The following is a 26,255-nucleotide window of genomic DNA, read 5'->3' as shown; positions in this document are numbered from 1 at the left end:
CCGGGGCGGGCTCCTCGTCCGCGGGCGGGGGAACCGAGCGACCCGACCCCGAGCCGGCGGGCGGGGCCCATCCGGCCGGAGACGCCACAGCACCGGCAGTTCCGGCGGGCCCGGCCGGGACGGGTGCCGCCGCCCGGATGCCGGCCACCGCTCCCGGCCCCCACGACCAGTTCGTGCGACGCCCCCGGCGGGTGCGGATGCTCCGGCCCGAGTGGGTGTTCCTGCCGCTGTTCCTGCTGGTGGGAGCGTTCTACGTCGCGATCGTCCCGGTGGGCTGGAACAGCGACGAGCCCGCCCACCTGTTCCGGGCCGAGGAGATCGCCACCGGCCAGATCCTCCCCGAGGTGCGGACCGGGAACGACGGCCGGCCCAGCGCCGGCGGCGAGGTCCCGGACGAACTGGTCGAGACCCTGTCGCTCACCGGCGTGCTGAAGGGCGTCGTGCTGGATCCGACGGTCACCGCCGCCGTGGTGCAGGACGACTCGGCCCTGGGTTCGGCCTCGTACTCCCCGGTGGGTTACGTGGACTTCCGCAACACCGCCATCTACTCGCCGGTGGCCTATCTGCCCCAGATCCCGGCGTTCTGGATCGGTCAGGTCCTGGGGCTGTCCTTCTCCGCCGTCGCGATCCTCGGCCGGATCCTGGGTCTGCTCGCCGTGGCGGCGGCCGGGTTCTTCGCCATCCGGTTGACCCCGGCCGGCAAGTGGGCGGTGGCCACCCTCGGTCTGCTGCCGGCCACCGTCTCCCAGTCCGCCGCCTTCGGAGCGGACGCCGCCGTGCTCGCCCTGGCTCTGTTGACGGTGGCGTGGGTGTTGCGGATGGCCACCGGGCCACGGCCCCCGACGGTCCGGCACTGGGTCGTGTTCGTCGTGCTGGCCGCCGGCCTGGCCCTCACCAAGATCCCGTACGCCGGTCTGGCCGTGCTGGCCCTCGCGGTACCGATGCGCCGCGGCTGGCCCGGCCCGGTGTCCCGTCGGTGGGTCGCCGCGGTCGTGGCCGTGGTGGCGTCGCTGGTACCCGCACTGCTCTGGTCGGTGGCCACCTCGTCGGCCAACATCAGCCTGAACCCCGCCGCGGATCTCCGCGCGCAGGTCTCGTACGTGCTGGGCGACCCGGTCGCGTTCCTCGCGGTGCTCTACCGCACCTTCTTCACCGAGCTCGACGGCAATCTCTACAGCTCGATGTTCGGCAACCAGATCTGGCTGACCGCCCCGCTGCCCACCGCCTGGGTGCTCGTCGCGGCCGCCGCCCTGACCCTGTCGGTCGTCACGGCGGACCCCCGGGAGCTCAGGCTCCGTGGCCCGGTCCGCGCCGGTGCGTCGGGCTCGCTGCTGCCGGTCCCCACCCGGGTGCTGATGGGCCTGGTCGCGGTGGGGGTCGCGGCCGTCGTGGCGGCCGCCGTCTACGTCGGGTTCAGCGACCCGCGGGCCGTCGTCGTGTGGGGCCTGCAGGGTCGCTACCTGCTGCCCTCGCTGCTGCTGCTCATGCTGTCGGTCGCCGGGAACCGGCTCCGCCGACCGGTGTTCGCCCGTGGTCTGCTGCTGGCGTCCGTCGTCCTGGTCTCGCTGGGCGGCATGATCACGCTCTACCTGCGGCTGTACTGACCCGGGTCGCCGGCGCCGGTGGGTGTCGTCCCGACCACACGCGATGCACCCCGCGGCCGGGACGGCGTCCTGCCCGGGGTGCCGGCACGGTCGGGCGCGCCGTCGGGGCCGCCTCGGGGCAGGCTGACATCATCAGGGTCGTCGCCGGGCCGGTGGACGCACCCGGGCAGCGGGTCCGCATCGGGCCCACGCTGACCCCGGAACGCCCGGGCGTCACGGATCGGCACATCGGTACACGCGGAGGAATGGCATGGCGCAGCAGAAGACGGCGATCATCATCGGCGCCGGACCGGCGGGTCTGACGACCGCGTTCGAGTTGCTGAAGACCACCGACGTCCACCCGGTGGTCTTCGAGGCCTCGGACGACATCGGCGGCATCTCCAAGACGGTCACCTACAACGGCAACCGCATCGACATCGGCGGTCACCGCTTCTTCTCCAAGTCCGACACGGTCATGGACTGGTGGAACAGCATCCTGCCGCTGGAGAAGACGACGAACTCGGCCTCCGAGTCCTTCACCCTGAAGTACCAGGGCAAGACCCGTGAGCTCACCGGCGGCGCCGACGGCGTCGACCCGGAGACCACCGACGAGGTCATGCTCGTCCGCAGTCGGCTCTCCCGGATCTTCTACGGGGGCAAGTTCTTCAACTACCCGATCACCCTCGAGGCCACCACCATCAAGAACCTGGGCCTGCCCCGGATGGTCAAGATGGGCTTCAGCTACATCAAGGCCACCATCCGGCCGATCAAGGACGAGAAGTCCCTCGAGGACTTCTACGTGAACCGGTTCGGTCGGGAGCTCTACAACACCTTCTTCCGGGACTACACCGAGAAGGTGTGGGGCGTGCCGTGCTCGGAGATCGCCCCGGACTGGGGCGCCCAGCGGGTCAAGGGCCTGTCGGTGGCCAAGACGCTCACCCACGCGGTGAAGAAGAAGTTCCAGCGCAAGCCGTCGACCGACCTGGCCCAGAAGGGCACCGAGACCAGCCTCATCGAGTACTTCCTGTACCCCAAGCTCGGACCCGGCCAGATGTGGGAGACCGTCACCCGCAAGGTGATCGAGCAGGGCGGCGAGGTGCACAAGAACAAGGTGATCACCAAGCTGCACGCGGAGGCCGGCCGGATCGTGGGCGTCGACGTGCTCGACACCGCCTCGGGGTCCATCGAACTCGTCACCGGGGACTACTTCTTCTCGACCATGCCGGTCAACGAGCTGATCTCCGCGTTCGAGGTCGACGGCGGGGACACCCCCGTCCCGGCCAACGTGCGGGAGGTGGCGAAGGGCCTGCCCTACCGCGACTTCATCACCGTCGGCCTGCTGCTGGACAAGCTCATCATCAAGAACACCACCGACAAGCCGACGAAGAACGACATCGTCCCGGACAACTGGATCTACATCCAGGAGCCGGACGTGAAGGTCGGACGCCTGCAGGTGTTCAACAACTGGAGCCCCTACCTGGTCGGCCAGGACGACAAGGTCTGGGTGGGCATGGAGTATTTCGTCAACGAGGGCGACGAGCTCTGGACCAAGCCCGAGGACGAGATGGCGGCGTTCGGCATCGCCGAGCTGGCCAAGATCAAGATGATCGACCCGGCCGACGTGGTGGACAGCACCGTCATCCACATCAAGAAGACCTACCCGGCGTACTTCGGCACCTACTCCCGCTTCGACGAGGTCCGCGAGTTCACCGACTCGTTCGAGAACCTGTTCCTGCTGGGCCGGAACGGGCAGCACCGGTACAACAACCAGGACCACTCGATGCTCACCGCCATCGCCGCGGTGGAGAACGTCCAGGCCGGCCGGCTGGACAAGAAGAACATCTGGGAGGTCAACGTGGAGCAGGACTACCACGAGGAGAAGACCATCTGACCGGCCAGGACGGGGACGCCGTCGCGCTCCCGTGCCCGCCCGGGCCGGGGCCGCGTCGCGTCCTGCTCACCGGCGGGGCGGGCTTCCTGGGGCAACTGCTCCAGGAGGCGCTCCTCGCGGCCGGGCACCGGGTCGTCTCCGTCGACGTGGCCGCCAATCCCGGGGTGCACCCCCGGTTGAGCTGTATCCGCGGGGACATCCGGGATGCGGGGCTGCTCGGTGACCTGGCCGCCCGGCACGGCTTCCACACCGTCTTCCACGTCGCCGCGCTGCTGGCCCACGCCGTGTCCGATCGGGCCGAGCTGTGGAGCAGCAACGTGGACGGCACCCGGGTGGTCGCCCGCACCGCCCGCGACCACGGCATCGCGCAGGTCGTCTTCACCTCCAGCAACTGCCTGTGGGGGACGGGTCTGGGTCGACCGGTGACCGAGCAGGACGCGCCGGCCCCCGTGGAGATCTACGGGCGGTCCAAGCTGGCCGGCGAGCGGATCCTGCTGGACGAGTACGCCGGGGACTTCCGCACCGTGGTCCTGCGGTGTCCGACGATCGTCGAGGCCGGCCGGCTGGGGCTGCTCGCCATCCTCTTCGAGTTCGTCCAGGAGGGCCGCACGGTCTGGACGGTGGGGGGCGGGAGCAACCGCTACCAGTTCGTCGCCGGCGGGGATCTCGTCGCGGCCTTCCTGGCCGCCCTGGACCACCCCGCCACCGCGGTGTTCGGCATCGGCTCGGACGACGTGCCCACCCTGCGGGAGGCCTACGCCGAGGTCATCGCCGCGGCGGGCAGCTCCTCGCGCGTGGGCTCGCTGCCCCGCCGGCTCGCCGTACCCGCGATGCGGGTGGCGCACCGGTTGCGGCTGTCCCCGCTGGGTCCCTACCAGTACCGGATGATCGCGCAGGACTTCGTCTTCGACACCACGGCGATCAAGCGGGAGCTGGGTTGGCGACCGACGCTCACCAACGCGCAGATGCTGGTGCGGGCCTACCGGTACTTCGTCGACAACGCCGCGGAGATCCGCGGCCGCACCGGGGTGTCGGCGCACCGGCGTGCGGCGGACATGGGGATCATCCGGGTGGTCAAGTGGCTGAGCTGACCACCGCCGGGCGCCGCGACCGCCCGGGCACGCCGAGCACGCCGGAACGGTCCGCCGCGGCGGGCTCCGTCGTTACGATGGCTCCCGGGCTCGGGAGCCCGCCGGCCCGGTATCGGGCCGACCCCTGCCGAGCGGCACGGTCCGCGCACGGTCTGACGTGAGGAATCAAGGATGAGTGTCCTGTCGGATCTGCGGGGTTCCCGGGAGATCCTCGGCAACCTGACGATGCGGGAGGTCCGCGGCAAGTACAAGCGGAGCTTTCTCGGGCAGGCCTGGTCGTTGCTCAACCCGATCGCCTCGCTGGCCATTTACACCGTGGTGTTCGGGTTCGTGCTCCGGGCGCAGCCGGCGGTCGGTGATCCCAGCGGTATCGACAACTTCACCCTGTGGCTGGCCTGCGCGCTGCTGCCGTGGAACTTCTTCAGCAACACCGTCAACGGCGGGATGAACGCCCTGCTGGGCAACTCCAACCTGCTGCAGAAGGTCTACTTCCCGCGCTACACCCTCGTCGCCTCGAACATGCTGGCCTCGCTGGTCACCTTCGGTTTCGAGCTGCTGGTGCTCGCCGTGGTGGCGGTGATCTTCGGCAGTCAGATTTGGTTCTACATCCCGCTCATCGCGGTGTTCGTCCTGCTGCTGGCCGCCTTCGGCCTCGGCATCGGGCTCATGCTGTCGATCGCCAACGTCTACTTCCGCGACACCGCCCAGTTCGTCGGCATCGGCATGCAGGTGTGGTTCTACCTGACCCCGATCGTCTACCCGGTGAGCCTGATCGCGGCCAAGGAGGCGACCTGGCGGGCGGAGGGGAACGACTTCCCGCTGACCTTCCTGTACCGGCTCAACCCGACCGAGCGGTTCGCCACCGTCTTCCGGAACCTCATCTACGACAACCGGGTACCGGACTGGAGCGACATGACCTACTGCCTGGGTGCGGCCGTGGTCTCCCTCGCCCTGGGCGCCTGGGTGTTCTCCCGGTTCCAGGGCAAGGTCGCGGAGGAGCTGTGACGCGCCCGGCCCGATCCGACCGGCTGTCCGTCCCCACCCTCTCCCCGGGAGCAGCGCGATGACCCGTCCCCCCCGCCGCCCGCTGTTCTCGGTCGTCACCCCGGTCTACAACCCGCCGGTCGACGTCCTCGCCGAGATGATCGCCTCCGTCCGCGAGCAGGAGTTCGCCGACTGGGAGCTGATCCTGGTCGACGACAACTCGCCGAACCCGCAGGTCCGCATCGTGCTGCGGAACGCCGCCCGCCGCGACCGGCGGATCACCGTCATCGAGCGGCCCGAGAACGGCCGGATCGTGGTCACCAGCAACGACGGGCTCGCCGCCGCCACCGGCGAGTTCGTGGTGCTGGTGGACCACGACGACCTGCTGACCCCCGACGCGCTGCAGGTGATGGCGGACGCCATCGCGGCGGACCCGACCGCGGACTACCTGTACAGCGACGAGGACAAGCTCGACGCCGAGGGGGAGTTCTACGACGAGTTCCGCAAGCCCGACTGGTCTCCCGAGCGACTCCGCGCGCACATGTACACCGGTCACCTGTCGGTGCTGCGGGCCTCGCTCGTCGAGCAGGTGGGGGGATTCCGGGCCGGGTACGACGGCAGCCAGGACCACGACCTGGTGCTGCGGGTGACCGAGCTGGCCCGCTCGGTGGTGCACGTGCCGGAGATCCTCTACCACTGGCGGGTGATCCCGGGGTCGGCCGCCGGCGACGTCGACGCCAAGCCGTACGCCTGGGAGGCCGGCCGCCGCGCCGTCGCCGACCACCTGGACCGGGTCGGCATCGCCGGCACGGCCGAGTTCGGGTCGCATCCCGGCTACTACCGGGTGGTCCGCACCCACGACCCGAGCACCACGGTCAGCGTCGTCATCCCCACCCGCGGGTCCGACGGCCTGGTCTGGGGTCGGCGCCGCGTCTACGTGCTGGACGCCGTGCGGTCCGTGGTCGAGAGCGGCGGGGTCGACCGGGTGGAGATCGTCGTCGTCCACGACCTGCCCACCCCGCAGAGCGTGCTGGACGAGCTGGCCGAGATCGCCGGGGACCGCCTGGTGCTCGTGCCGTTCTCCGGGCCGTTCAACTTCAGCGCGAAGTGCAACCTGGGGTTCCTGGCCTCCACCGGCGACGTCGTGGTCATGCTGAACGACGACGTCGAGGCCATCTCGGCGAACTGGCTGGCCGACCTGGTGGCGCCGCTGGCCGAGCCCGGTGTCGGGCTGACCGGCGCCCACCTGCTGTTCACCGACTCGACCGTGCAGCACGCGGGCCTGATCGCCCTGAAGGACCACTACGAGCACGTCTTCATGGGCGGTCCCGACGACTACCTGGGGTACTTCGGCGCACTGCTGGTCAACCGGGAGTGTTCCGGATTGACGGCGGCGTGCGTGGCCCTGCGCCGCGAGGTCTACGAGGAGGTCGGCGGGTTCTGCGAGGAACTCCCCGGCAGCTTCAACGACGTGGACTTCTCGTTCAAGATCCGGTCCCGGGGTTACCGCCTGGTCTGGCTCTCCGAGGTGCGGCTGTTCCACTTCGAGTCCCGGACCAGGGACAAGACGGTGCAGCCCTGGGAGCACGAGTTCGTCATCCACCGGTGGGAGACCCCGGACGTCGATCCCTACCTCCCCGCCTTCACCCGCTGACATCCCGGCGGCCGGGGCCGCGAGGACCCCGGGTGTGCCGGTGCCCGTGAGACGATGCCGCCCGGCCGCCGACCGAGCCGTACCGCACCGAGCCACACCGCAGTCAGCCCCATCGCATGACGACGAGAGGAACGCCCGAAGTGTCCGTGTACCAGGCGACGGTGGATCCAGCCGAGATGAACACCAGCCACGCCCTCATGCTCGACCTGATCGGCAGCGAGCGATCGGTGCTCGACGTCGGCTGCGCCAGCGGTTACCTCGCCGGTGCGTTGGTGGAACGCGGGTGCACGGTCAGCGGCGTGGAGTACGACGAGGTGGAGGCCGAGAAGGCCCGCCCCGTGCTGGACCGGCTGGTGGTGGCCGATCTCAACCAGGTCGAGCTCGGCGAGCAGTTCCCGCCGGCCTCGTTCGACGTCCTGGTCTTCGGCGACGTCCTGGAGCACCTGCTCGACCCGGTGGCGGTGCTGCGGTCCTCCCTGCGGCTGCTGCGGCCCGGCGGCACGGTGGTCATCTCGGTCCCGAACGTCTCGCACGGGTCCGTCCGGCTCGCCCTGCTGCAGGGTCGCTGGCGGTACACCCCGACGGGTCTGCTGGACCGCACCCACATCCGCTTCTTCACCCGCCGCAGCCTGGTCGAGATGCTGACCGACGTCGGGCTGCAGGTCGTCCGGCTCCGGGGGACCAGCGCCGATGCGCTGGGCACCGAGGTCGCCGTGGACGCGGCCGAGCTGCCCGCCGACGCGGTGCACTGGGTCCGTCAGCAGCGCGACGCCGACACCTACCAGTTCGTGGTCTCCGCGGCCCTGCGGCCGGAGGGCGGGGACGGTGCCGACGGCACCACCGTCGTCCAGGAGACCCGGATCGAGCTCTCCACCACCCCCGCCGCCCCGCCCCGGGACGTGCACACCGAGCTGGCCGAGGCCACCTCCCATCTGGCCGGTGCCCGCGCGGAGGTCGACGCGGTCCGCGGCGAGCTGGACGCCGTCCGCGGGGAGCTGGACGCCGTCCGGGCCGACCTGGGCGGCGCCCGGGCGACCATCACCGCCCTGCGGCGGGAGGCCCTGGGCCAGCGCGACTTCGTCATCGGGTGCGAGGCCCAGGTCGGCCGCATGCGGTACGACGTCGGCCAGGCGGTCGCCACGGCGGTCGAGGCCCGCCGGGACGCGACCTACGCCCACAGCGAGCTGGCCAAGTCCATCGCCGACAGCCAGAACGCCCACCGCCGGCTGGCCGAGACCATCGCCGAGCTGCAGGAGGCCCGTCTGCGGTCGGGCGGCCCGGGTCCCCGACCGGGCGGGGGTCGGGTCCGCTCGGCGGCCCGATCGCTGCTCGGCCCCACCGGCTGGCGGGTGGCGACCACCCCCGTCCGCGTGGCGCGCCGGGTCGTCCGGGGAGCCCGATGAGTTCCGCGGTCGTCGTCGACGGCGTCTCCAAACGGTTCCGCCTCTACCGGGAGCGCAACCAGTCGCTCAAGGCCGCGCTCATGCGCGGCAAGCGCGCCACCTTCGACGAGTTCTGGGCGCTGCGCGACGTCTCCTTCGAGATCCCCGAGGGCACCACCTTCGGGCTGATCGGGGAGAACGGCTCGGGCAAGTCGACCCTGCTCAAGTGCGTGGCCAAGATCCTGCAGCCCGACCACGGGCAGGTCACCACGCACGGTCGGCTCGCCGCCCTGCTGGAGCTGGGGTCCGGGTTCCACCCGGAGCTGTCCGGGCGGGAGAACGTCTTCCTGAACGGGTCCATCCTCGGCCTGAGCCGCAAGGACCTGGAGCGCAAGTTCGACGAGATCGTCGACTTCTCGGGCATCGAGGCGTTCATCGACCAACCGGTGAAGAACTACTCCTCGGGCATGTACGTCCGGCTCGGGTTCGCCATCGCCATCAACGTGGATCCGGACATCCTGCTGGTCGACGAGGTGCTGGCCGTGGGTGACTCCGCCTTCCAGCAGAAGTGCATGGAGAAGTTCGCGGCGTTCCGGGCCTCGGGCAAGACGGTCGTCGTGGTCAGCCACGCCATGGGCACCATGCGGTCCATGTGCGACGCGGCCGCCTGGCTCGACCACGGGCACCTGGTCGAGTCGGGGCCGGTCGGCCGGACGGTCGACGACTACGTCGACAAGACCAGCGTGTCCAGGGTCGAGTCGGTGGCCACCACCTCGGGGGCCGTGGAGACCGTCGAGCGCGTCGGCACCGGCGAGGCGGTGATCACCCGGGTGGAGATCCTGGGCCGGGAGGGCACCCCGCAGTCCGCCTTCCGGGCCATGGAACCGTTCACCGTGCGGGTGCACTACGACGCCCGGGAACGCATCCCCAACCCCGTCTTCGGCCTGGCCATCGACGTGCTGGACGGTTACCGGCTCTGGGGCTTCCACAGTCGGGACGGCGAGTTCGTCGCCGATCACATCGACGGCACCGGCAGCATCGACATGGTCGTCCCCGCCCTGATGCTGCAGCCGGGCACCTTCGACATCACCGCGAGCATCGTGGACTCCACCACCACCCACCAGTTCGACTTCGTCCGCAACATCGCCCGGTTCGACGTCATCGACGCCGGCACCCCGCGGGAGTCCGGTGGGGTCGTCTTCCTGGGCGGCCGCTGGCAGAACCTCGTCACCCAGCGGTGAGCGGGCCCGACGGGGCGGTCGCCGGCCGTCCGTCCCCCGCCCGGTCCGATCCCGCTGCAGTCCCCGCACCCGGAAAGGCGTCGTCATGACCCCCCGCACCGCCGGCCTCGTCTCGGTCGTCCTCGTGAACTTCCGGGGCGCCGACGACACCATCACCGCGATCCGCACCCTCCGCCAGATCGACTGGCCGGCCGAGAAGCTCGAGATCGTGGTGGTCGAGAACCACTCCGGGGACGACTCGGCGGCGCGCATCGCGGCGGCCGATCCGGACGTCGAGCTCGTCGAGTCCGGGGAGAACCTCGGCTTCGCCGGGGGCTGCAACCTCGGCGTCCGGCGCTCCCGCGGCGAGTTCGTCGCCTTCCTCAACAACGACGCCCGCCCGGACGACCAGTGGATCCGGGCCGCGGTGGCCACCTTCGACGAGGACCCGGCCATCGGTGCGGTGGCCAGCAAGGTCCTGGACTGGGAGGGGGAGAACATCGACTTCGTCGACGGCTCCGTCACCTGGTTCGGGATGGGGTACAAGCCGCACTGCGAGTCCCCGGACGACGAACGCTTCTCCCAGCCCAAGGACGTCCTGTTCGGGACGGGCGCGGCCATGTTCGTCCGGGCCGATCTCTTCGAGCACATCGAGGGCTTCGACGAGCGCTACTTCATGTTCTACGAGGACGTCGACCTCGGCTGGCGGATCAACCTGCTGGGCTGGAAGGTCCGCTACCAGCCCCGGTCGCTGGCCTTCCACAAGCACCACGCCTCGATGAAGTCCTTCGGGCAGTTCAAGGAGAACTACCTCCTGGAGCGCAACGCCCTGTTCACCATGTACAAGAACCTGGACGACGCGTCGCTGGCCAAGCTCTTCCCCGGCGCCCTGCTGCTCGCCGTGCGTCGGGCGGTCGCCCGGGGCGATCTGGACTCCACCGAGCTGGACCTGCGCCGCCCGGGTGGGGACACCGAGCCCGACCGGCCCGTGTCGAAGGAGACGCTGGCCGGCATCTACGCCATCGACCAGTTCGTCGAGCAGATCACCTCGATGACGCGGACCCGCGAGGATCTGCAGAAGCGCCGCCAGGTCGCCGACAGCGAGCTGCGTCCGCTGTTCGGCAAGCTGCTGGAGCCGGCCTACCCGATCGCGCGCTACCTGCAGGGGCACGACGAGCTCGTCCGGGCGCTGGGGATCGAGGAGAGCGAGCGCAAGCGCCGCATCATCATCATCACCGGCGAGCCGATCGCCAAGGCGATGGCCGGACCGGCCATCCGGTCCTGGAACATGGCCGAGTTCCTCAGCCGGGAGCACGAGGTGCGCCTGCTGACGCTGGCCAGTGCCTCGGTCTCGCCCCGGGACTTCGACGTCATCGCCGTCTCCCCGCGTGACGCCCACGCCGTCGACGTCCACGTCGACTGGACGGACATCATCATCTTCCAGGGCCACGCGATGGCCCTCTACCCGGCGATCCGCAACACCGAGAAGGTCGTCGTGGTCGACCTGTACGACCCCATGCACCTCGAGCAGCTGGAGCAGGCCCGGGAGCTGGGCCCCAGCAACTGGACGCACGAGGTCGAGTCGGCCACCGAGGTGCTGAACGAACAGATCCTGCGCGGCGACTTCTTCCTGTGCGCCAGCGAGCGGCAGCGGCACTTCTGGCTCGGCCAGCTGGCCGGTCTCGGCCGGGTCAACCCGTTGAACTACGCCTCGGACACCAGCCTGAACCGGCTGCTGGCCGTGGTGCCGTTCGGACTGCCCGCCCTGCAGCCGCGTCGCACGGCCCCCGCCCTGCGCGGTGTCGTCCCCGGTATCGGCGCGCAGGACAAGGTCGTCATCTGGGGCGGCGGGATCTACAACTGGTTCGACCCGCTGAGCCTGATCTCCGCCGTGGCCCTGCTCGCCCAGGACCACCCGGACGTCCGACTGTTCTTCCTGGGCATGCAGCACCCGAACCCGGCCGTGCCGCAGATGCAGATGGCCGTCCGGGCACGGGAGCTGTCCGCGAGTCTGGGCCTGACGGGGGTGCACGTCTTCTTCAACGAGGAATGGGTGCCCTACCACGACCGGCAGAACTACCTGATGGACGCCGACGTCGGGGTGAGCACGCACTTCGAGCACATCGAGACGACCTTCTCCTTCCGCACCCGGATCCTGGACTACCTGTGGGCGAACCTGCCGATCGTCACCACCCGCGGTGACGGTTTCGGTGATCTGGTCAGTGCCGAGGGGCTGGGTGTCGCGGTCGCGGAGAGCGATCCCCTCGCGCTGGCCGTCGCCCTGGAGTCGATGCTCTACGACACGCAGATGGCCGACGCGGCCCGGGAGAACGTCCGCCGCGTGGCGCAGGACTTCACCTGGGATCGGACCCTCGCGCCGCTGCTGGAGTTCTGCCGCACCGCCCGTACCGCGCCCGACCGGGTCGCCCGGGAGAGCCTGGTGCCGGTCCGCCAGGCCAGTGCCCGGCGCGTCCTGCGGGAACGGGTGCGCGGCGACGTGCAGACGGCCCGGCGGCATCTGGCCGAGGGCGGGGTGACCCGCCTGGTCGAGATGGCCCGCGGTCGGGTGCAGCGGATGGCGGGGGAGCGGCGCCGACGGGCGAGCAGATGAGCCGGGCGGCCGGCGCGCACGACGAGCTGGCCGTCTGGCTGGACGGCACCCCGCTGCTGGGGGTGCGGACGGGGATCGGCCGCTACACCGAGCACCTGCTGGTCGCGCTGGTCGACGAGCCCGACATCCGTCCGGCGGTCACCGCCTTCACCGCCCGGGGCGCGGGCGCCCTCGCCGCTGCCGTTCCCGCCGGGGTGCGCAGCCGCGCCCTGCCGGTGCCGGCGCGGCTGCTGCGGGCGGCCTGGAGCCGGGCGGAGCATCCCGCCGTCCGGCGGTTCGCCCCGGTGGCCCGGGTGTTCCACGCCACCAACTTCGTGCTGCCGCCGACCGGTCGGGCGGCCGGCGTGGTCACCGTCCACGACCTCGCCTACCTGCGGATGCCCGACACCGTGGACGCCGGGAGCAGGGCACTGGTCGATCTGGTGCCCCGCAGCCTGGCCCGGGCGGCCGTGGTCTGCACGCCCAGCCAGGTCGTCGCCGATCAGGTGCTGGAGGCCTACCGGCCCTTGGTGAAGGACATCGTGGTCACCCCGCTCGGGGTCACCCCGGCCTGGTCACGGGCCCGTCCGCCGGACGCCGCCGCCCGCCGACGCCTCGGCCTGCCCGAGGACTACCTGCTCTTCGTCGGGACCCGGGAACCCCGCAAGGACCTGGCCACCCTGCTCGCCGCCCATGCCCTGCTCCGGGCCGAGATCGGTTCGGCCGCACCGGATCTGGTCCTGGTCGGACCGGCCGGCTGGGGCGCCGGCCAGGCCCCGCAGCCCGGCGTCGTGGTGTTCGGCTACCTCGCCCAGGACGACCTGCCGGTGGTGGTGGCCGGAGCGCGGGCGCTGGTCCTGCCCTCCCGGGACGAGGGATTCGGGCTGCCCGCCCTGGAGGCGCTGGCCACCGGTACCGCCGTCGTGATCAGCGACATCCCCACCCTGCTCGAGGTGACCGGGGGACACGCCGCGAGCTTCCCGGTCGGTGATGCGGCGGAGCTGGCGGCGGTGCTGGCCGCCCTGCCCGCGGCCGACCCGACGTCCGCCGCCGCCCGGGCCCGACGGGCGTTCGCCGCGGCGTTCACCTGGCAGCGGTGCGCCCGGACCACGGCGGAGGCCTACCGGCGGGCGGCGGGCTGACCGACCCACCGGCCGGTGTCCGCCGTCGTTCCCGGGAGGTTGGTACCGGGACGGCGGGACGGGGGTCGGCGGGGCGGCCCGGTCAGGAGCGCGCGGAGCGGGCCTCGCGGGCGATCCGCCGACGGGTCGAGGCGGGGGCGCGTCCGGGTGCCGGCAGGAGCGCCGGCGACGACCGCAGTACCTGCGCCAGCACCCGCAAGCGCAGTCCGACCCGGAAGTTGGCGGCCGGGGGCACCGGGCGGCGCAGTACCCGGCGGGCGGCCAGCGACGCCGTGGTGAGCCCGAAGCGCAGCAGGGCGGCGAGGAAGATCCGGCCGGGGGCGTTGCGGGCCAGGGTCCACAGCCGGTTGCGTTCGTTGTGCAGGTGGAAGAGCACGGAGGTCGGATCGGAGGTGGCACCGTGCCGGTGGACGACGCGGGAACGGGGCACCGCCCGGATCGACCACCCGGCCAGCCGCAGCCGCCAGGAGGTGTCCAGGTCCTCGTAGTAGAGGAAGAAACCGGCGGGGAATCCGCCCACCGCCCGCACCGCCGCCGTCCGGAGCAGGGCCGCTCCGCCGCAGAAGCCGAAGACGTCCCGCACCTCGGACCCCAGGGTGGACACGTCCCGACCGGCGTCCACGTCCACCCCGTACCAGCGTCCGTCCACGCCGGCGCCGAGGTTGTTCACCGAGCCCGGTTCGGAGGCGGACTCCATCAGCGACGTCCAGGCCGCGGCGGACGGATCGTCCCGGGCGGCGGCGAGCAGCAGCTCGAGCCAGTCCGGGTCGGCGGCGGCATCGTCGTTCAGCAGGGCGACGTACCGGGTGTGCACCGCGGGCAGCGCGGCCGCCACCCCGCCGGCGAACCCGGTGTTCGTGGCCAGGGTGAGCACCTGGTCGGGCCGCAGGCGCCGCCGCAGCAGCGCGGCGCTTCCGTCCGTGGAGGCGTTGTCCACCACCAGCAGCTGGTGCGGGACGGTCTGCCGGTCCAGCGAGTCCAGGCAGTCGGGCAGCAGATGCAGACCCCGGTAGGTCACCACGACCACGGTGACCAGGTCGCCCCGGGTGTCGTCCTCGGCGAGCGGGGGGCCGTCGGGCCAGGAGGATTGCACCCCAGCATGATGTCCCACCGGCGCTCACCGGCCGGGTGCCGCGCCGGGCGGTGACCGCCGGTCGACACCCGGTGGTGGTGCTCCTGGTCGACGGATCAGCCGGTGATCCCCATCCGGGTGGCCAGGAACGGCATGGCCTTGGGGATCGCCGCGACGGGTACGCCCCAGTCGTGCCCGTATCCCGGCAGCACCTCGATGGTGACCTGCATCCCGGCCGCCTTCGCCGCCTGGAACATCGTCTGCTGACCCGGCCCGTACGTGGAGTCGTTCGCGCCGACGTAGAACTGGCCGGCCGAGTTCGGGTACTGCTTGGCCTTGAGCAGGTCGATCGGGTTGATCGCGGTGAACGCGGCCGTGTTGCCGCCGAAGAGCTGGTCCACCGTCTGGTCCCGGGTGCCGATCGTCGGCTCCACCTGCCCGGAGATGTCCAGGAAGGTGGGGAAGAGGTCCGGGTGGTTGGTGGCCATCTGGATGGCGCAGGTGCCGCCGTACGAGAAGCCACCGAAGGCCCAGTGCTTGCGGTCCCTGTCCACGGCGAGATTGGCGTCGATCCAGGCGGGGACGTCCACCGACAGGTAGGTGTCCAGATTGCCCAGGGAGGTGTTCGCGCAGATCGGGTTGATCGACGGGTCCCCGGTGGAGTTCGGCATCACCACGATGGGCGCCAGTCCCTTGTGCGTCTGGGCGTACTGGTCCATCAGCGTCGGCAGCTGGCCGGCGATGATGAAGTCCTTGGAGCCGCCTGGCTGCCCCGGGGCCAGCACCAGCACGGGCAGGGCGGGCCGGTTCGCGACCAGGTACGCGGGCGGCAGGTACACCCAGCCGTCGGTGGCGGTCCAGCCGGACGTGGTGGCCGGGATCGTGACCGCCGAGATCGAGCCCTCCTTGGGCATGTCGGCGGGCGGGGTGAAGCTGTCGATCAGCGGCCCGGCGGCGGGCGCCGTCGTCGCGGTCGTGGCCGAGGAGGACGTCGTGGTGATGACCGGCAGGGTGATCTCCGGGCTGTCGGAGACCTCGAACAGCGCCCCCAGCGTCGGGTAGTACTGGAAGTGCTGGTTGATCAGGTTCGCCGAGGCGGCGATGACGACCAGGGCCGAGAGCAGCGCGAGCACCCGCTGCCACCAGCGCGGTCGGCCGAACTGCCAGCCGATCAGCAGGGCCAGCGCGCCCACGATCACCGAGATGTACGCCGGGACGATGAACGGCACCGGCTCCGGAAACAGGTGCAGGGCATCGTCGATCACCCAGTCCAGGAACGCCGCGAGGGCCAGGACCCCGACGACGACGATCGGCACCATCCGGGTGCGCCACCAGCGCAGGCGCCGGGCGAACAGGAAGACGAGCCCGGCCGCCCCGAGAGCGAGCAGCACCCAGGGCAGGGGTCCTGTCAGCAGGGTGATGTCGAGCATCGTGATCCTCTCGTGGGCGGGCGTCCGGCAGATCGTAGGCGAGGGAGCGTGAGCGCGGCCTGAACCCCGGTGGCCGGCTCGGACGGCCCGGCGGGGTCGCCCACCAGGCACGGGACGGTCCCGGCGGCCGGCTGCCGGCCGGGTGGAGCGGGCCGCCGGGTCGGGGCCGACCGGACGTGTGGTCTGCTGCGGGGATGCCCGTCCTGACCGTCGTCACCGAGCAGATGCTGGCCGCCGTCCCCGGCGGCACCGGCCGGTACACCGCCCAGATCACCGCCGCCCTGGCCGCCGCGCCGCCGGCCGGCTGGACCGTGCGGTCGGTGACGGCCTGGCACCGCGACCTCTCCCCGGCCCGGGTGCCCGGGGTGGCCGGCCCGGCCCGGCTGCCGGCGGGGCGTCGCGTGCTGCACGAGCTGTGGCGCCGCGGCCTGCCGCCGCGGGTGCGGGGCGATCGGGTGCACGCCTGCACCCCGCTGGCCCCGGCCCGGTCGGCCGGGCTCGTGGTGACGGTGCACGACGCGGTGCCGTGGACCCACCCGGAGACGCTCACCCCGCGCGGGGTGGGCTGGCACCGGGAGATCATCGCCCGGTCGGTGCGGCACGCCCGCGCCCTGGTCGTCCCCTCCGAGGCCGTGGCCGACGACCTGGCCGGCATCTTCCCGCAGGCCGCGGACCGGCTGGTGGTGATCCCGCACGGGGTGAGCGCGCTGCCCGTGCCGCCCGACGCGGCCGACCGGCGTCGTCGGCTCGCCCTGCCCGCCGGCGGTTATCTGCTCACCGTGGCCACCCGGGAGCCGCGCAAGGGGCTGGACGTGCTGCTGGCCGCACTCGGGGCGCTCGACACCGGGGCGGCGGGTGCCGCCGTCCCCCTCGTGGTGGTCGGCCAGGCCGGCTGGGGCGGGGTCGACGTGCGGGCCGAGGCGGCCCGTGCCGGCGTCCCCGCCGCGGCGCTGCACCTCCTCGGTCGGGTCGACGACGCCGATCTGGCCGCGGTGCTGGACGGGGCGACCGCCCTGGTCGCGCCGTCCCGCAGCGAGGGCTTCGGGCTGCCGGTGCTGGAGGCGTTCGCCGCGGGGGTGCCGGTGATCAGCTCCGACGCCCCGGCCCTGGTCGAGGTGGCCGGCGGGGCGGCGGTGATCGTGCGGCGGGAGGATCCGGCCGCCCTCGCCGGCGCGATCGAGGCGCTGCTGGCCGACCCCGAACGGCAGGCGGCGATGGCCGCGCGGGGCCGCGAGCGGGCGGCCGGCTACTCCTGGGCGGCCGCGGCGGAGGCGCTCTGGGCCGTCCACCTGGGCTGAGCGCACCCCGGCCGCCCCCGGCCTCGTCACGCCGTCCCCGGGGGCCCGGGCCGTTAGGCTCAGCGCCGGATCGCCGGGGTCTCCCGGCAGGCCGGCGCACCCGCGCCGGATCCGCAGGGCCGCGGCAGTCGCGGCCGGCCGGTCTCCCGGCCCGAGCAGCGAGATGGGGTGGATGTGCGCGCCGAGCCGCGGGTCCTGCTCGACGCGACCGCCATCCCCGCCGAGCGGGGTGGGGTGGGCCGGTACGTCGACCAGCTCGCCGCCGCTCTGGACGCCGCGGGGCAGCCGCTCACCATCGTCTGCCAGCGCCGGGACGCCGATGTGCTCCGGGAACTCGCCCCGTCCTCCCGGGTCGTCCCGGTCGCCGAGCAGCTCGACGCCCGGCCCGCCCGGCTCGCCTGGGAGCAGACCACGCTGCCGCGGTTGATCCGCCGGCTCGGCGTGGACGTCCTGCACTCCCCGCACTACACGATGCCGCTGGCCTCGCCGGTCCCGGTGGTGGTGACCCTGCACGACGCCACCTTCTTCTCCGACCGTGACCTGCACCTGGGGGTCAAGGGCCGCTTCTTCCGGGCCTGGAGCCGGGTCTCGCTGCGCCGCGCCGCGGTGTGCGTGGTGCCCAGCGAGGCCACCGCGAACGAGCTCGTCCGGCTGGCCGGCGCCCGTCGCGAGGCGATGGTCGTCGCCCTGCACGGCGTGGACCACGAACGTTTCCGGGTGCCCACACCGGAGCAGGTGCGCGGACTCGCGCGGTACCTCGACCTGGGCGACAGTCCGTGGGTGGCGTTCCTGGGCACCCTGGAGCCGCGGAAGAACGTGCCCGCGTTGATCCGCGCGTTCACCCGGGCCACCGCCGGCCGGGCCGACGCGCCCGTCCTCGTGCTGGCCGGGTCCATCGGGTGGGACCCGGGGGTGGCTCCGGCGATGGCCGCGGTACCCCCCGGCGTCCGCGTGCTGCGCACCGGGCACCTGCCCGTGGAGCTGCTGCCCGGTCTGCTCGGCGGCGCGCAGGTGGTTGCCTACCCCAGTCTGGGCGAGGGTTTCGGGCTGCCGGTCGTCGAGGCGATGGCCTGCGGTGCGGCGGTGCTGACCACCCGCCGGCTGTCCCTGCCCGAGGTCGGCGGCGATGCCGTGGCGTACACCGGCACCGGCGCGGGCGACATCGCCGCCGCGCTGGCCGAACTGCTGGACGACCCGCGGCGGCGGGCCGAGCTCGGCGCCGCGGCGATCGAGCGGGCCGCGTCCTTCACCTGGGCGGCCAGTGCGCAGGCCCATGTGCGCGCCTACCGTCGGGCGGCCGGGCGGTGACCGGGCCGGACGCAGGAGCGGCGGTGCCGGAGATCGGCATGGTCGTCGTCACCTACTCGCCCGGGGAGCACCTCACCGCGCTGCTGGACTCGCTGCCCGCCGCCGGGCGACACAGCGTCGAGGTGATCCTGGCCGACAACGGTTCCACCGACGGCAGTGTCGAGGCCGCGGCGACCCGGCCCGGGGTCCGATTGGTGCGGACCGGCGGCAACGTCGGCTACGGCCGTGCGGTGAACGCCGGCGTCGCGGCGCTCGACCCGTCGACCCCGTGGGTGGTCGTGGTCAACCCCGACGTGGTGCTCGGCCCGGGCAGCCTGGACGAGATGATCGCCGCCGCCCAGGGCGATCCGCGGGTCGGGGCGGTCGGCCCGTTGATCACCACCCAGGACGGCGTGGTGTACCCGTCGGCCCGTTCGCTGCCGACCATCGGCGACGGGGTCGGGCATGCGGTGGCGGGGTGGTGGTGGCCGGGTAACCCGTGGACGCGCCGCTACCGGCAGGACGCCCTCGCCCCCGCGCAGCGCCCGGCCGGATGGTTGTCCGGGTCCTGCCTGCTGATCCGCCGGGCGGCCTTCGAGCAGGTGCGCGGGTTCGACCCGGCGTACTTCATGTACTTCGAGGACGTCGACCTCGGTCGCCGGCTGGGCGAGGCGGGCTGGATCAACCTCTACTGCCCCTCGGCCCGGGTGGTGCACCACGGTGGCCACGCGACCGTCCGCGCCGGCGGTGAGATGGCCCGCGCCCACCACGCATCGGCCTACCGGTACCTCTCGGGGCGGTATCCGGCGTGGTGGCAGGCCCCCCTCCGGCTCGCCCTGCGGGTGGGACTCGCGGCCCGGGCCGCCCTGTCCAGCCGGTCCGCGGTGGTGGCCGGCGGGGCCGCACTGCCCGACCGTCGGGCGGACTGACCGGCCGGCGCCGCCGCGGCGCCCCGTGCGGTCCGGCCCGCCCCGGAGACGGCGGGGGTGGATGCCGGCAGGTCCACTCGTGGTGTGGCCGGTATGGTCGGTCGGCACTCACGAGCAGTGACGGAACCGGCCCGACGGCCGGCGTCGCCACGCGACACGGCATCACCGATGAAGGAGCAGCGTGTGAAGGGCATCATCCTGGCCGGCGGAGCAGGCACCCGGCTGCACCCGGTGACCAAGGCCGTGTCCAAGCAGCTGCTGCCGGTGTTCGACAAGCCGATGATCTACTACCCGCTGTCGGTGCTGATGCTGGCCGGGATCCGCGACATCCTGGTCATCACCACCCCCGAGGACAACGCCGGCTTCCGGCGGCTGCTGGGTGACGGCAGCGACTGGGGCCTGACCCTCACCTACGCCGAGCAGCCCGAACCGAACGGGCTCGCCGAGGCGTTCCGCATCGGCAGGGACCACATCGGCGACGACTCCGTCGCCCTGGTGCTGGGTGACAACATCTTCTACGGGCAGGGCTTCTCGCAGACCCTGCTGGCCACGGCCGCCTCCGTCGACGGGTGCGTGCTGTTCGGCTACCCGGTGCGTGACCCCGAGCGGTACGGCGTGGGCGAGGTCGGCGAGAACGGCAAGCTGATCTCCATCGAGGAGAAGCCGGCGCAGCCGAAGTCGAACCTGGCCATCACCGGGCTGTACTTCTACGACAACGCCGTGGTCCGGCACGCCGCCGATCTGCAGCCCAGCGCGCGCGGCGAGCTGGAGATCACCGACCTGAACAACATCTACCTGGCCGAGGGCAAGGCGTCCCTGCACGATCTGGGTCGCGGCTTCGCCTGGCTGGACACCGGGACGCACGACTCGCTGCTGGAGGCCGGGGAGTTCGTCAAGGTGCTCGAGCACCGGCAGGGGATCCGGATCTCCTGCCTCGAGGAGATCGCCCTGCACCAGGGGTTCATCGACGCCGAGCAGTGCCTGGCCCTGGGCACCGCCCTGGCCAAGTCGCCCTACGGCCAGTACGTGATCTCGGTCGCCCGTGCCGCCGGAGCCCAGGGCTGAGCCCTTGCGCCACCGAACGGATGCGACACACTACGCACCGTCCCGCCCTGCCGAGAGGATCGCAGCGATGAGCCTGAAGAACCCCGTCGACGCCGTCGTGCTGGTGGGGGGCAAGGGCACGCGCCTGCGCCCGCTCACCCTGTCGGCCCCCAAGCCGATGCTGCCCACCGCCGGTGTGCCGTTCCTGGAGCACCTGCTGTCCCGCATCCGGGACATCGGCATCGAGCACGTCGTGCTCGGCACCTCGTACAAGGCCGAGACGTTCACCGAGTACTTCGGGGACGGGTCCGCGTTCGGGCTGGACATCGAGTACGTCGTCGAGGACGAGCCGATGGGCACCGGTGGGGCCATCCGCAACGTGGCCGGCCTGCTCCGCCACGACACCGCCCTGGTCTTCAACGGCGACATCCTCTCCGGGGTCGACCTGAACGCCCTGCTGGCCACCCACGCGGACAACCAGGCCGACGTCACCCTGCACCTGGTACGGGTGCCCGACCCGCGGGCCTTCGGCTCCGTGCCGACCGCCGCCGACGGCCGGGTGGAGGCGTTCCTGGAGAAGACCGACGCCCCGCCGACCGACCAGATCAACGCCGGCTGCTACGTGTTCAAGCGGACGGTGCTCGAGGCCATCCCGACCGGTCGGGTCGTCTCGGTCGAGCGGGAGACCTTCCCCGGTCTGCTCGAGTCCGGTGCCCGCGTCTTCGGGCACGTCGACTCCACCTACTGGCTCGACCTGGGTACCCCGGCCGCCTTCGTGCAGGGCAGCGCCGACCTGGTCACCGGGACGGCCCCGACCGGCGCGCTGCCCGGTGAGCCCGGCGCGCACCTGGTGCTGTCCGGCGCCACCATCGCCGAGGACGTCGTCCTGGGCGGCGGCAGCACCGTCGGCGCCAACGCCACCGTGGAGAAGGCCGCCGTGCTGGAATCCGCCGTCGTCTTCGACGACGCGGTGATCGGCGAGCGCGCCCGCATCAACCGTTCGGTGATCGGCAAGGGCGCCCGCATCGGCGCCGGGTCGGTCGTGGAGGACGCGGTCATCGGCGACGGCGCCGTCATCGGGGCCGGGTGCGAGCTGCGCGGCGGGCTGCGGGTGTGGCCCGGGGTCGAGATCCCCGAGCACGGCGTGCGGTTCTCCGCCGACGTCTGAGTCGGCCCCCGTTCGATCCGCGAGCCCCCCGCACCCGCCGGTGCCGGGGGCTCGCGGCGTTCCGGGGTCGGGGGCGGCCGGGTCGGTGTCATCCGTGCGGGGGTCAGCCCCGGGTCATCAGGGGCGCTGCGCTGCCGCCACCGCGTCGCGCAGCGACCCGTCGGTACCGGCGGGCAGGGCGTCGACGGGGAAGAAGCGCAGGTCGTCGGACTCGGCCGAGGCGACCGGAACCGCGTCGGTGGGCACGAACACCCGGTAGCGCACGTCGAAGTGCCGGGTCGGCACGCCGAGCGAGCAGGTCAGTGCGTGCACGTCCAGATGCACCGGGGTCGGGTCGAGGACGAGTCCGGCCAGCCCGGACTCCTCGGTGGCCTCCCGCAGGGCGGCGCCGGCGAGATCGGCGTCCTGCGGCTCCAGATGTCCGCCCAGCTGCAGCCAGCGGCCCAGCCGCCGGTGCAGGGTCAGCAGCACCCGCCGGCGGTCGGCGGTGAGCACGACGGTGCTGGCGGTCAGGTGACCGGGCACGCAGGAGCGGGCCGTGGCATCGTCCCGGGCGGCGAGCAGGCCGAGGAACGCCTCCCGCAGCGCCCCCTGCTCCCGGGTCGGGGCCACCCAGTCGGTGAGCACCGCGGTGGCGTCGGCGTGCTGGCCGGCGACCGTCACCGCCGCACCAGCCCGTGCTCCCGCGGCTCCCGCGGGGAGAGCGGCGCGGCCGAATGGCCGACGGCCACCGCGCCGAGCGGCGACCAGTCGGCGGGCACGTCCAGCGCGCTGCGCACCACGTCGGGGCAGAACAGGGTGGAGGAGATCCACGCCGACCCCAGCCCGTGCGCGGCCAACGCGACCAGCAGGCCCTGCACCGCCGCCCCGCCGGCGACCAGGAACATCGCATCCTCCGCGGCCCGCCGGCGGTCGTCGGGGTAGTCGTGCCGGCCGTCGCCGGTCAGGAACGGCACCACGATCTCCGGCGCCTGCTCCAGCACCCGGCCGCGGTGCACCCGGCGCTCGACGCGCTCGTCGTCCCACCCGTCCGCGCGCAGGTCGGCCCGCCAGGCCCCGGCCATCGCGCCCAGCAGGTCGGCGCGCCGGTCCCGCACGTGCACGAAGCGCACCGGGTCGGTGTGGTGCGGGGCCGGAGCGGTCAGCGCCGTGTGCACGCAGGTCTCCAGGACGGCGGGGTCGACCGGTGCGTCGGTGAACTCCCGGACCGTGCGCCGCACCAGGACGGCCTCCCGGCGCCCCTGCTGCACGGCAAGATCGGTGCCCAGCCGGAACAGGTCCTCCGCGGCCGGCCGGATCAGCACCTGCGCACCGCCGGTGGCCCGGGCGGCGCTCGCGTCGCCGTCGCGCGGCACCACGGTCAGCCCGCGGACCACGGCCACCGGGACGCCGGAGAGCTTGCCCTTCACCAGGTCGGCGGCCGCGGCCAGCTCGTCCCCGACAGCCACCTCGGTGACCACGAGCTCGTTGCCGAACGCGTCCACGCCGCCGCGGTGGTCCTGCAGCACGGTGCACCCGGCGGCCCCGATGGCCACATCGGTGACCCCGGTCCGCCAGGCCCGGCCCTGGGTGTCGGTGATGACCACCCCGACGGTCAGCCCGCGCTCGGCGAAGGCGGCCCGGAGCCCGCGGGCGGAGGCGTCCGGATCGGTGGGCAGCAGGGCGATCTCGTCGAGCCGCACGTTGGAGGCGTCGATGCCGGCGGCCGCGGCGACGATGCCGAGGCTGTTCTCCACGATCTTCGTCCGGCCGACCTGGGCGACCAACCGGACGGTGTGCTCGTCGATGAGCCGGCGGCGGAACTCCTCCCGTTCCGGCTGGGTGGTGGGGGAGGGGACCAGGGCCCCCTCGACCTTCGACACCACCTTGGAGGTGACCACCAGGATGTCGCCGTCCTGCACCCACGGGGCGGCGTGCGCGAGGGCGGCGGCCAGGTCGTCGCCGGGCCGGAAGTCCGGCAGCCCGCGGACGGGCAGGATCTGCAGCCCGTCCGCGGCCGGGGGAGCCAGCGCGACGGCGGTGCGGCCCGCGTCGTCGACCGCCGGGGACCGATCAGCGTCGGACATCGACCGCGTCCAGGCAACGGGCCACCATGGCGGCGGTGGCGTTCGGGTCGGTCATCAGCAGCGGGGCGCGCACCACCTGCACGCCGGGGATCTCGGCGCTGTCCTCCTCGGCGATGAGGAACGCGTCGAGGATCCCCCCCACCTCGTCGCCGGCGGCGTCCCTGCCGCCCTGCCCGCTCGACCGGGCCCCGTAGTGCCGGCCCACGGCCTCGGCGGTGCTGTCCACCCCGATGGCGGCCAGGCAGGCGTCGGCGTGTCCACGCACGGGTCGCCCGCCGATCAACGGCGACATCCCGACGACCGGGGCGGCCGTGGTGCGCAACGCCTCCCGGATGCCGGGGACGGCCAGCACCGTGCCCACCGACACCACCGGGTTGGACGGGGCGATGAGGACGATGTCGGCCTCCGCGATCGCGTCGAGCACCCCGGGAGCGGGGGTCGCGGTGTCGGCGCCGATGGGGGTGATCGACCGGGGGGAGAGACCGGCGCGGTGCCGGATCCACCACTCCTGGAAGTGCAGGGCGATCAGCGCGGGTTCGGTGCCGTCCGCGGGGTCGTGGTCGGGGTCCTCGACGACCACGTGGGTCTCGACGCGGTCGTCGCTCATCGGCAGCAGGGTCACCCCGGGCCGCCAGCGGCCGGCCAGGGCGGCGGTGACCGCGGACAACGGGTACCCGGCGTCGAGCATCCGGGTGCGGACGAGGTGGGTGGCGATGTCCTTGTCGCCCAACGAGAACCAGGGGGCCTCGGCGCCGTAGCCGGCCAGCTCGCCGGACACCGTCCAGGTCTCGCCCTGCCGGCCCCAGCCGCGTTCGGTGTCCGCGGCCCCGGAGAGCGTGTACAGGCAGGAGTCCAGGTCCGGGCAGATCTGCAGGCCGTGCAGGCGGATGTCGTCGGCGGTGTTGACCACGGCGGTGACGGTGTCCGCGGGCCCGTCCGGGCCGGGGTCCGGGGCCGGTCCGGTCGGGTCCCACCCGAGGAAGGCCTTGACGCCGAGCAGGAATCGGGCCCCGCCCACGCCACCGGTCACCACGCAGATCTTCACGGGAATCGATGGTGCCACAGCGGGGGCGGGGGCCCCGCGCACCGGATCGCGCTGCCGGCGTCAGGCCCAGAAGCGGAACAGGGACTGACCCACCGCGGCCAGGTACTGACTGCCCCCGGCGGCGGACAGCAGCCAGGCCCCGGCGTCGAACAGGACCCCGGAGACCTGCGGCACGGAGAACAGCACGACGAACAGCAGCAGCGGTGCCCACGGCCGGATCGGGGCGATGCGCGCCTTGGTCGCCGGGGCCAGGTACGGCTCCAGCGCGCCGAATCCGTCGAAGCCCGGCACCGGCAGCAGGTTCAGCACCGCGGTGACGAACTGGAGCAGGGCGAGGAACTGCAGGGCCGCCCCGAGCGGGGACGCGAGCCCGGCCGACGCGGCGGCCAGCACCACCCCGGCCAGCGCGTTGGTCAGTGGACCGGCCAGGGAGACCAGGGTGGCGTACCAGACCTTGCGGAAGCGGTGCGGTTCGACCAGGACGGCGCCGCCCGGCAGCGGGATGCCGCCGACCGCCAGCAGGATCAGCGGGATGACGAACGAGTAGGTCGCGTTGGTGTAGCGCAGCGGATTGAGGGTCAGATAGCCCCGGGCGCGCACGGAGGTGTCACCACAGGCCAGGGCGACCACCGCGTGGGCGAACTCGTGCAAGCACAACGTCACCATCCAGCCACCCAGCACCACCAGGAACACCCACAGACCGGTGGGACCGGTTCCCGACTGGGCGGCCACGGCCGCGGCAGCGGTCACGGTGAGTACTCCCGGAAAAATCCATGACCCGACGGCCGAGCGTTTCATGGTTCCAGTGTGACCGCTGGTGAGGGGCTCGATGGGCCAGGTGGGGGACGTGGGCAGGACGGGGTTCTCGAACCGGCCATAGCACGGTCCTGAGCTTGACGGATGCCTGGACACACCTGTGTAATCACATCGGTGTCATTCACCGTTCCCGGGCCTCAGCAGGGTGAAACAGCTGATTTCGGGACGGGTCTCATGGGCGCGGGGGCGCAGCCCTCGCGGTGAGAGGGTACGGCCCGCCGGGCCCGGACGACATCGTCGATCCACTGGTTTCACGGCCGGTGCACCATCCGGAGAGGACGACTGTCGGTGACGTTTCTGGGGGAGCCGGTCATGCTGGGACTCGTGCCGTCGGGCGAGGGGGAGCCGGAGTGGCACGACCGGGCGCTCTGCGCCCAGACCGACCCCGAGGCGTTCTTCCCGGAGAAGGGTGGGTCCACCCGGGAGGCGAAGAAGATCTGCAGCGGCTGCGAGGTCCGGTCCGAGTGCCTGACCTGGGCGCTGGCCAACGACGAGCGGTTCGGCATCTGGGGCGGGTTGAGCGAGCGCGAGCGTCGCCGGCTCAAGCGCCAGGCCGGCTGACC

At 72.7% G+C, this 26,255-nt stretch carries 22 protein-coding genes; 15 read left to right on the top strand and 7 right to left on the bottom strand.

All coding sequences use genetic code 11. The features are described 5' to 3' along the window. Positions 1–173: 173 nt before the first annotated feature. Positions 174–1,604, top strand: coding sequence for a DUF2142 domain-containing protein (locus tag J2S58_RS06495; protein WP_205258531.1), 1,431 nt, complete (start codon positions 174–176; stop codon positions 1,602–1,604). A gap of 250 nt (positions 1,605–1,854) precedes the next feature. After that, positions 1,855–3,474, top strand: coding sequence for an NAD(P)/FAD-dependent oxidoreductase (locus J2S58_RS06490; protein ID WP_205258532.1), 1,620 nt, complete (start codon positions 1,855–1,857; stop codon positions 3,472–3,474). On the opposite strand, the gene J2S58_RS06485 is transcribed toward J2S58_RS06490, so the two are convergent. After that, positions 3,450–3,602: a hypothetical protein gene (locus J2S58_RS06485; RefSeq protein WP_240189476.1), complete on the bottom strand. Its 153-nt coding sequence runs from the start codon at positions 3,600–3,602 to the stop codon at positions 3,450–3,452. The two genes, J2S58_RS06490 and J2S58_RS06485, sit on opposite strands and share 25 nt — an antisense overlap. On the opposite strand from J2S58_RS06485, the gene J2S58_RS06480 reads away from it, so the two are divergent. From J2S58_RS06480 to J2S58_RS06450, 7 genes are all read left to right on the top strand, one after another. Then, positions 3,537–4,565: an NAD-dependent epimerase/dehydratase family protein gene (locus tag J2S58_RS06480; RefSeq protein ID WP_306829362.1), complete on the top strand. Its 1,029-nt coding sequence runs from the start codon at positions 3,537–3,539 to the stop codon at positions 4,563–4,565. The genes J2S58_RS06485 and J2S58_RS06480 overlap by 66 nt on opposite strands. Positions 4,566–4,736: 171 nt before the next feature. After that, positions 4,737–5,570 carry an ABC transporter permease gene (locus J2S58_RS06475; RefSeq protein ID WP_205258533.1) on the top strand — a complete coding sequence of 278 codons (834 nt, stop codon included), beginning with the start codon at positions 4,737–4,739 and terminating at the stop codon, positions 5,568–5,570. A 58-nt stretch (positions 5,571–5,628) separates the two neighbouring features. Then, complete coding sequence (locus tag J2S58_RS06470) at positions 5,629–7,203, top strand: glycosyltransferase family 2 protein (RefSeq protein WP_205258534.1); 1,575 nt, start codon at positions 5,629–5,631, stop codon at positions 7,201–7,203. A gap of 140 nt (positions 7,204–7,343) precedes the next feature. Beyond that, a complete protein-coding gene (locus J2S58_RS06465; RefSeq protein ID WP_205258535.1) occupies positions 7,344–8,606 on the top strand; it encodes a methyltransferase domain-containing protein in 1,263 nt (420 codons plus the stop codon). Further along, positions 8,603–9,826, top strand: coding sequence for an ABC transporter ATP-binding protein (locus tag J2S58_RS06460; protein ID WP_205258536.1), 1,224 nt, complete (start codon positions 8,603–8,605; stop codon positions 9,824–9,826). Before J2S58_RS06465 ends, J2S58_RS06460 begins: the two co-directional genes overlap by 4 nt. Positions 9,827–9,911: 85 nt before the next feature. Then, complete coding sequence (locus tag J2S58_RS06455; protein ID WP_205258537.1) at positions 9,912–12,416, top strand: glycosyltransferase; 2,505 nt, start codon at positions 9,912–9,914, stop codon at positions 12,414–12,416. After that, positions 12,413–13,537, top strand: coding sequence for a glycosyltransferase family 4 protein (locus tag J2S58_RS06450; RefSeq protein WP_205258538.1), 1,125 nt, complete (start codon positions 12,413–12,415; stop codon positions 13,535–13,537). The genes J2S58_RS06455 and J2S58_RS06450 overlap by 4 nt, the downstream gene beginning before the upstream one ends. An 82-nt stretch (positions 13,538–13,619) precedes the next feature. Here J2S58_RS06450 and J2S58_RS06445 read toward each other — a convergent pair whose 3' ends face one another. After that, a complete protein-coding gene (locus tag J2S58_RS06445) occupies positions 13,620–14,630 on the bottom strand; it encodes a glycosyltransferase family 2 protein (RefSeq protein WP_205258539.1) in 1,011 nt (336 codons plus the stop codon). Between the two features lie 95 nt (positions 14,631–14,725). Then, positions 14,726–16,039 carry an alpha/beta hydrolase gene (locus J2S58_RS06440; RefSeq protein WP_205258540.1) on the bottom strand — a complete coding sequence of 438 codons (1,314 nt, stop codon included), beginning with the start codon at positions 16,037–16,039 and terminating at the stop codon, positions 14,726–14,728. Between the two features lie 194 nt (positions 16,040–16,233). Between J2S58_RS06440 and J2S58_RS06435 the strand changes: the two genes are divergently transcribed. From J2S58_RS06435 to manB, 5 genes are all read left to right on the top strand, one after another. Beyond that, positions 16,234–17,337: a glycosyltransferase family 4 protein gene (locus J2S58_RS06435; RefSeq protein ID WP_205258541.1), complete on the top strand. Its 1,104-nt coding sequence runs from the start codon at positions 16,234–16,236 to the stop codon at positions 17,335–17,337. Positions 17,338–17,511: 174 nt separating this feature from the next. Next, a complete protein-coding gene (locus J2S58_RS06430) occupies positions 17,512–18,645 on the top strand; it encodes a glycosyltransferase (protein ID WP_205258555.1) in 1,134 nt (377 codons plus the stop codon). 38 nt (positions 18,646–18,683) lie between these two features. Next, complete coding sequence (locus J2S58_RS06425; protein WP_205258556.1) at positions 18,684–19,553, top strand: glycosyltransferase family 2 protein; 870 nt, start codon at positions 18,684–18,686, stop codon at positions 19,551–19,553. A gap of 183 nt (positions 19,554–19,736) precedes the next feature. Further along, on the top strand, positions 19,737–20,618 hold the full coding sequence (gene rfbA, locus J2S58_RS06420; protein ID WP_205258557.1) for a glucose-1-phosphate thymidylyltransferase RfbA: 882 nt from the start codon (positions 19,737–19,739) through the stop codon (positions 20,616–20,618). Between the two features lie 67 nt (positions 20,619–20,685). Continuing rightward, positions 20,686–21,765, top strand: a complete 1,080-nt coding sequence (gene manB, locus J2S58_RS06415; protein ID WP_205258542.1) for a mannose-1-phosphate guanylyltransferase — start codon at positions 20,686–20,688, stop codon at positions 21,763–21,765. A gap of 117 nt (positions 21,766–21,882) precedes the next feature. Here manB and J2S58_RS06410 read toward each other — a convergent pair whose 3' ends face one another. The 4 genes from J2S58_RS06410 to J2S58_RS06395 are packed head-to-tail and all read right to left on the bottom strand — an operon-like array spanning position 21,883 to position 25,626. Further along, positions 21,883–22,428 (bottom strand): NUDIX hydrolase, encoded by a 546-nt coding sequence (locus J2S58_RS06410; protein WP_306826700.1) that lies wholly within the window; start codon positions 22,426–22,428, stop codon positions 21,883–21,885. Next, complete coding sequence (locus J2S58_RS06405) at positions 22,425–23,831, bottom strand: coenzyme F420-0:L-glutamate ligase (RefSeq protein WP_205258543.1); 1,407 nt, start codon at positions 23,829–23,831, stop codon at positions 22,425–22,427. Before J2S58_RS06405 ends, J2S58_RS06410 begins: the two co-directional genes overlap by 4 nt. Then, positions 23,818–24,876, bottom strand: coding sequence for a 2-phospho-L-lactate transferase (cofD, locus tag J2S58_RS06400; protein WP_205258544.1), 1,059 nt, complete (start codon positions 24,874–24,876; stop codon positions 23,818–23,820). The genes J2S58_RS06405 and cofD overlap by 14 nt, the downstream gene beginning before the upstream one ends. 60 nt (positions 24,877–24,936) lie before the next feature. Next, positions 24,937–25,626 carry a site-2 protease family protein gene (locus J2S58_RS06395; RefSeq protein ID WP_306826696.1) on the bottom strand — a complete coding sequence of 230 codons (690 nt, stop codon included), beginning with the start codon at positions 25,624–25,626 and terminating at the stop codon, positions 24,937–24,939. Between the two features lie 378 nt (positions 25,627–26,004). Here J2S58_RS06395 and J2S58_RS06390 point away from each other — a divergent pair, with 378 nt between their 5' ends. Beyond that, positions 26,005–26,253 (top strand): WhiB family transcriptional regulator, encoded by a 249-nt coding sequence (locus J2S58_RS06390; RefSeq protein ID WP_205258559.1) that lies wholly within the window; start codon positions 26,005–26,007, stop codon positions 26,251–26,253. Positions 26,254–26,255: the final 2 nt, after the last annotated feature.

Origin of the sequence: Nakamurella flavida, from assembly GCF_030811475.1 — a bacterium.
Lineage (GTDB): Bacteria > Actinomycetota > Actinomycetes > Mycobacteriales > Nakamurellaceae > Nakamurella > Nakamurella flavida.
The sequence above is the reverse complement of the archived record's forward strand: the minus strand, read 5'-3'. Positions and strand labels throughout refer to the sequence as shown.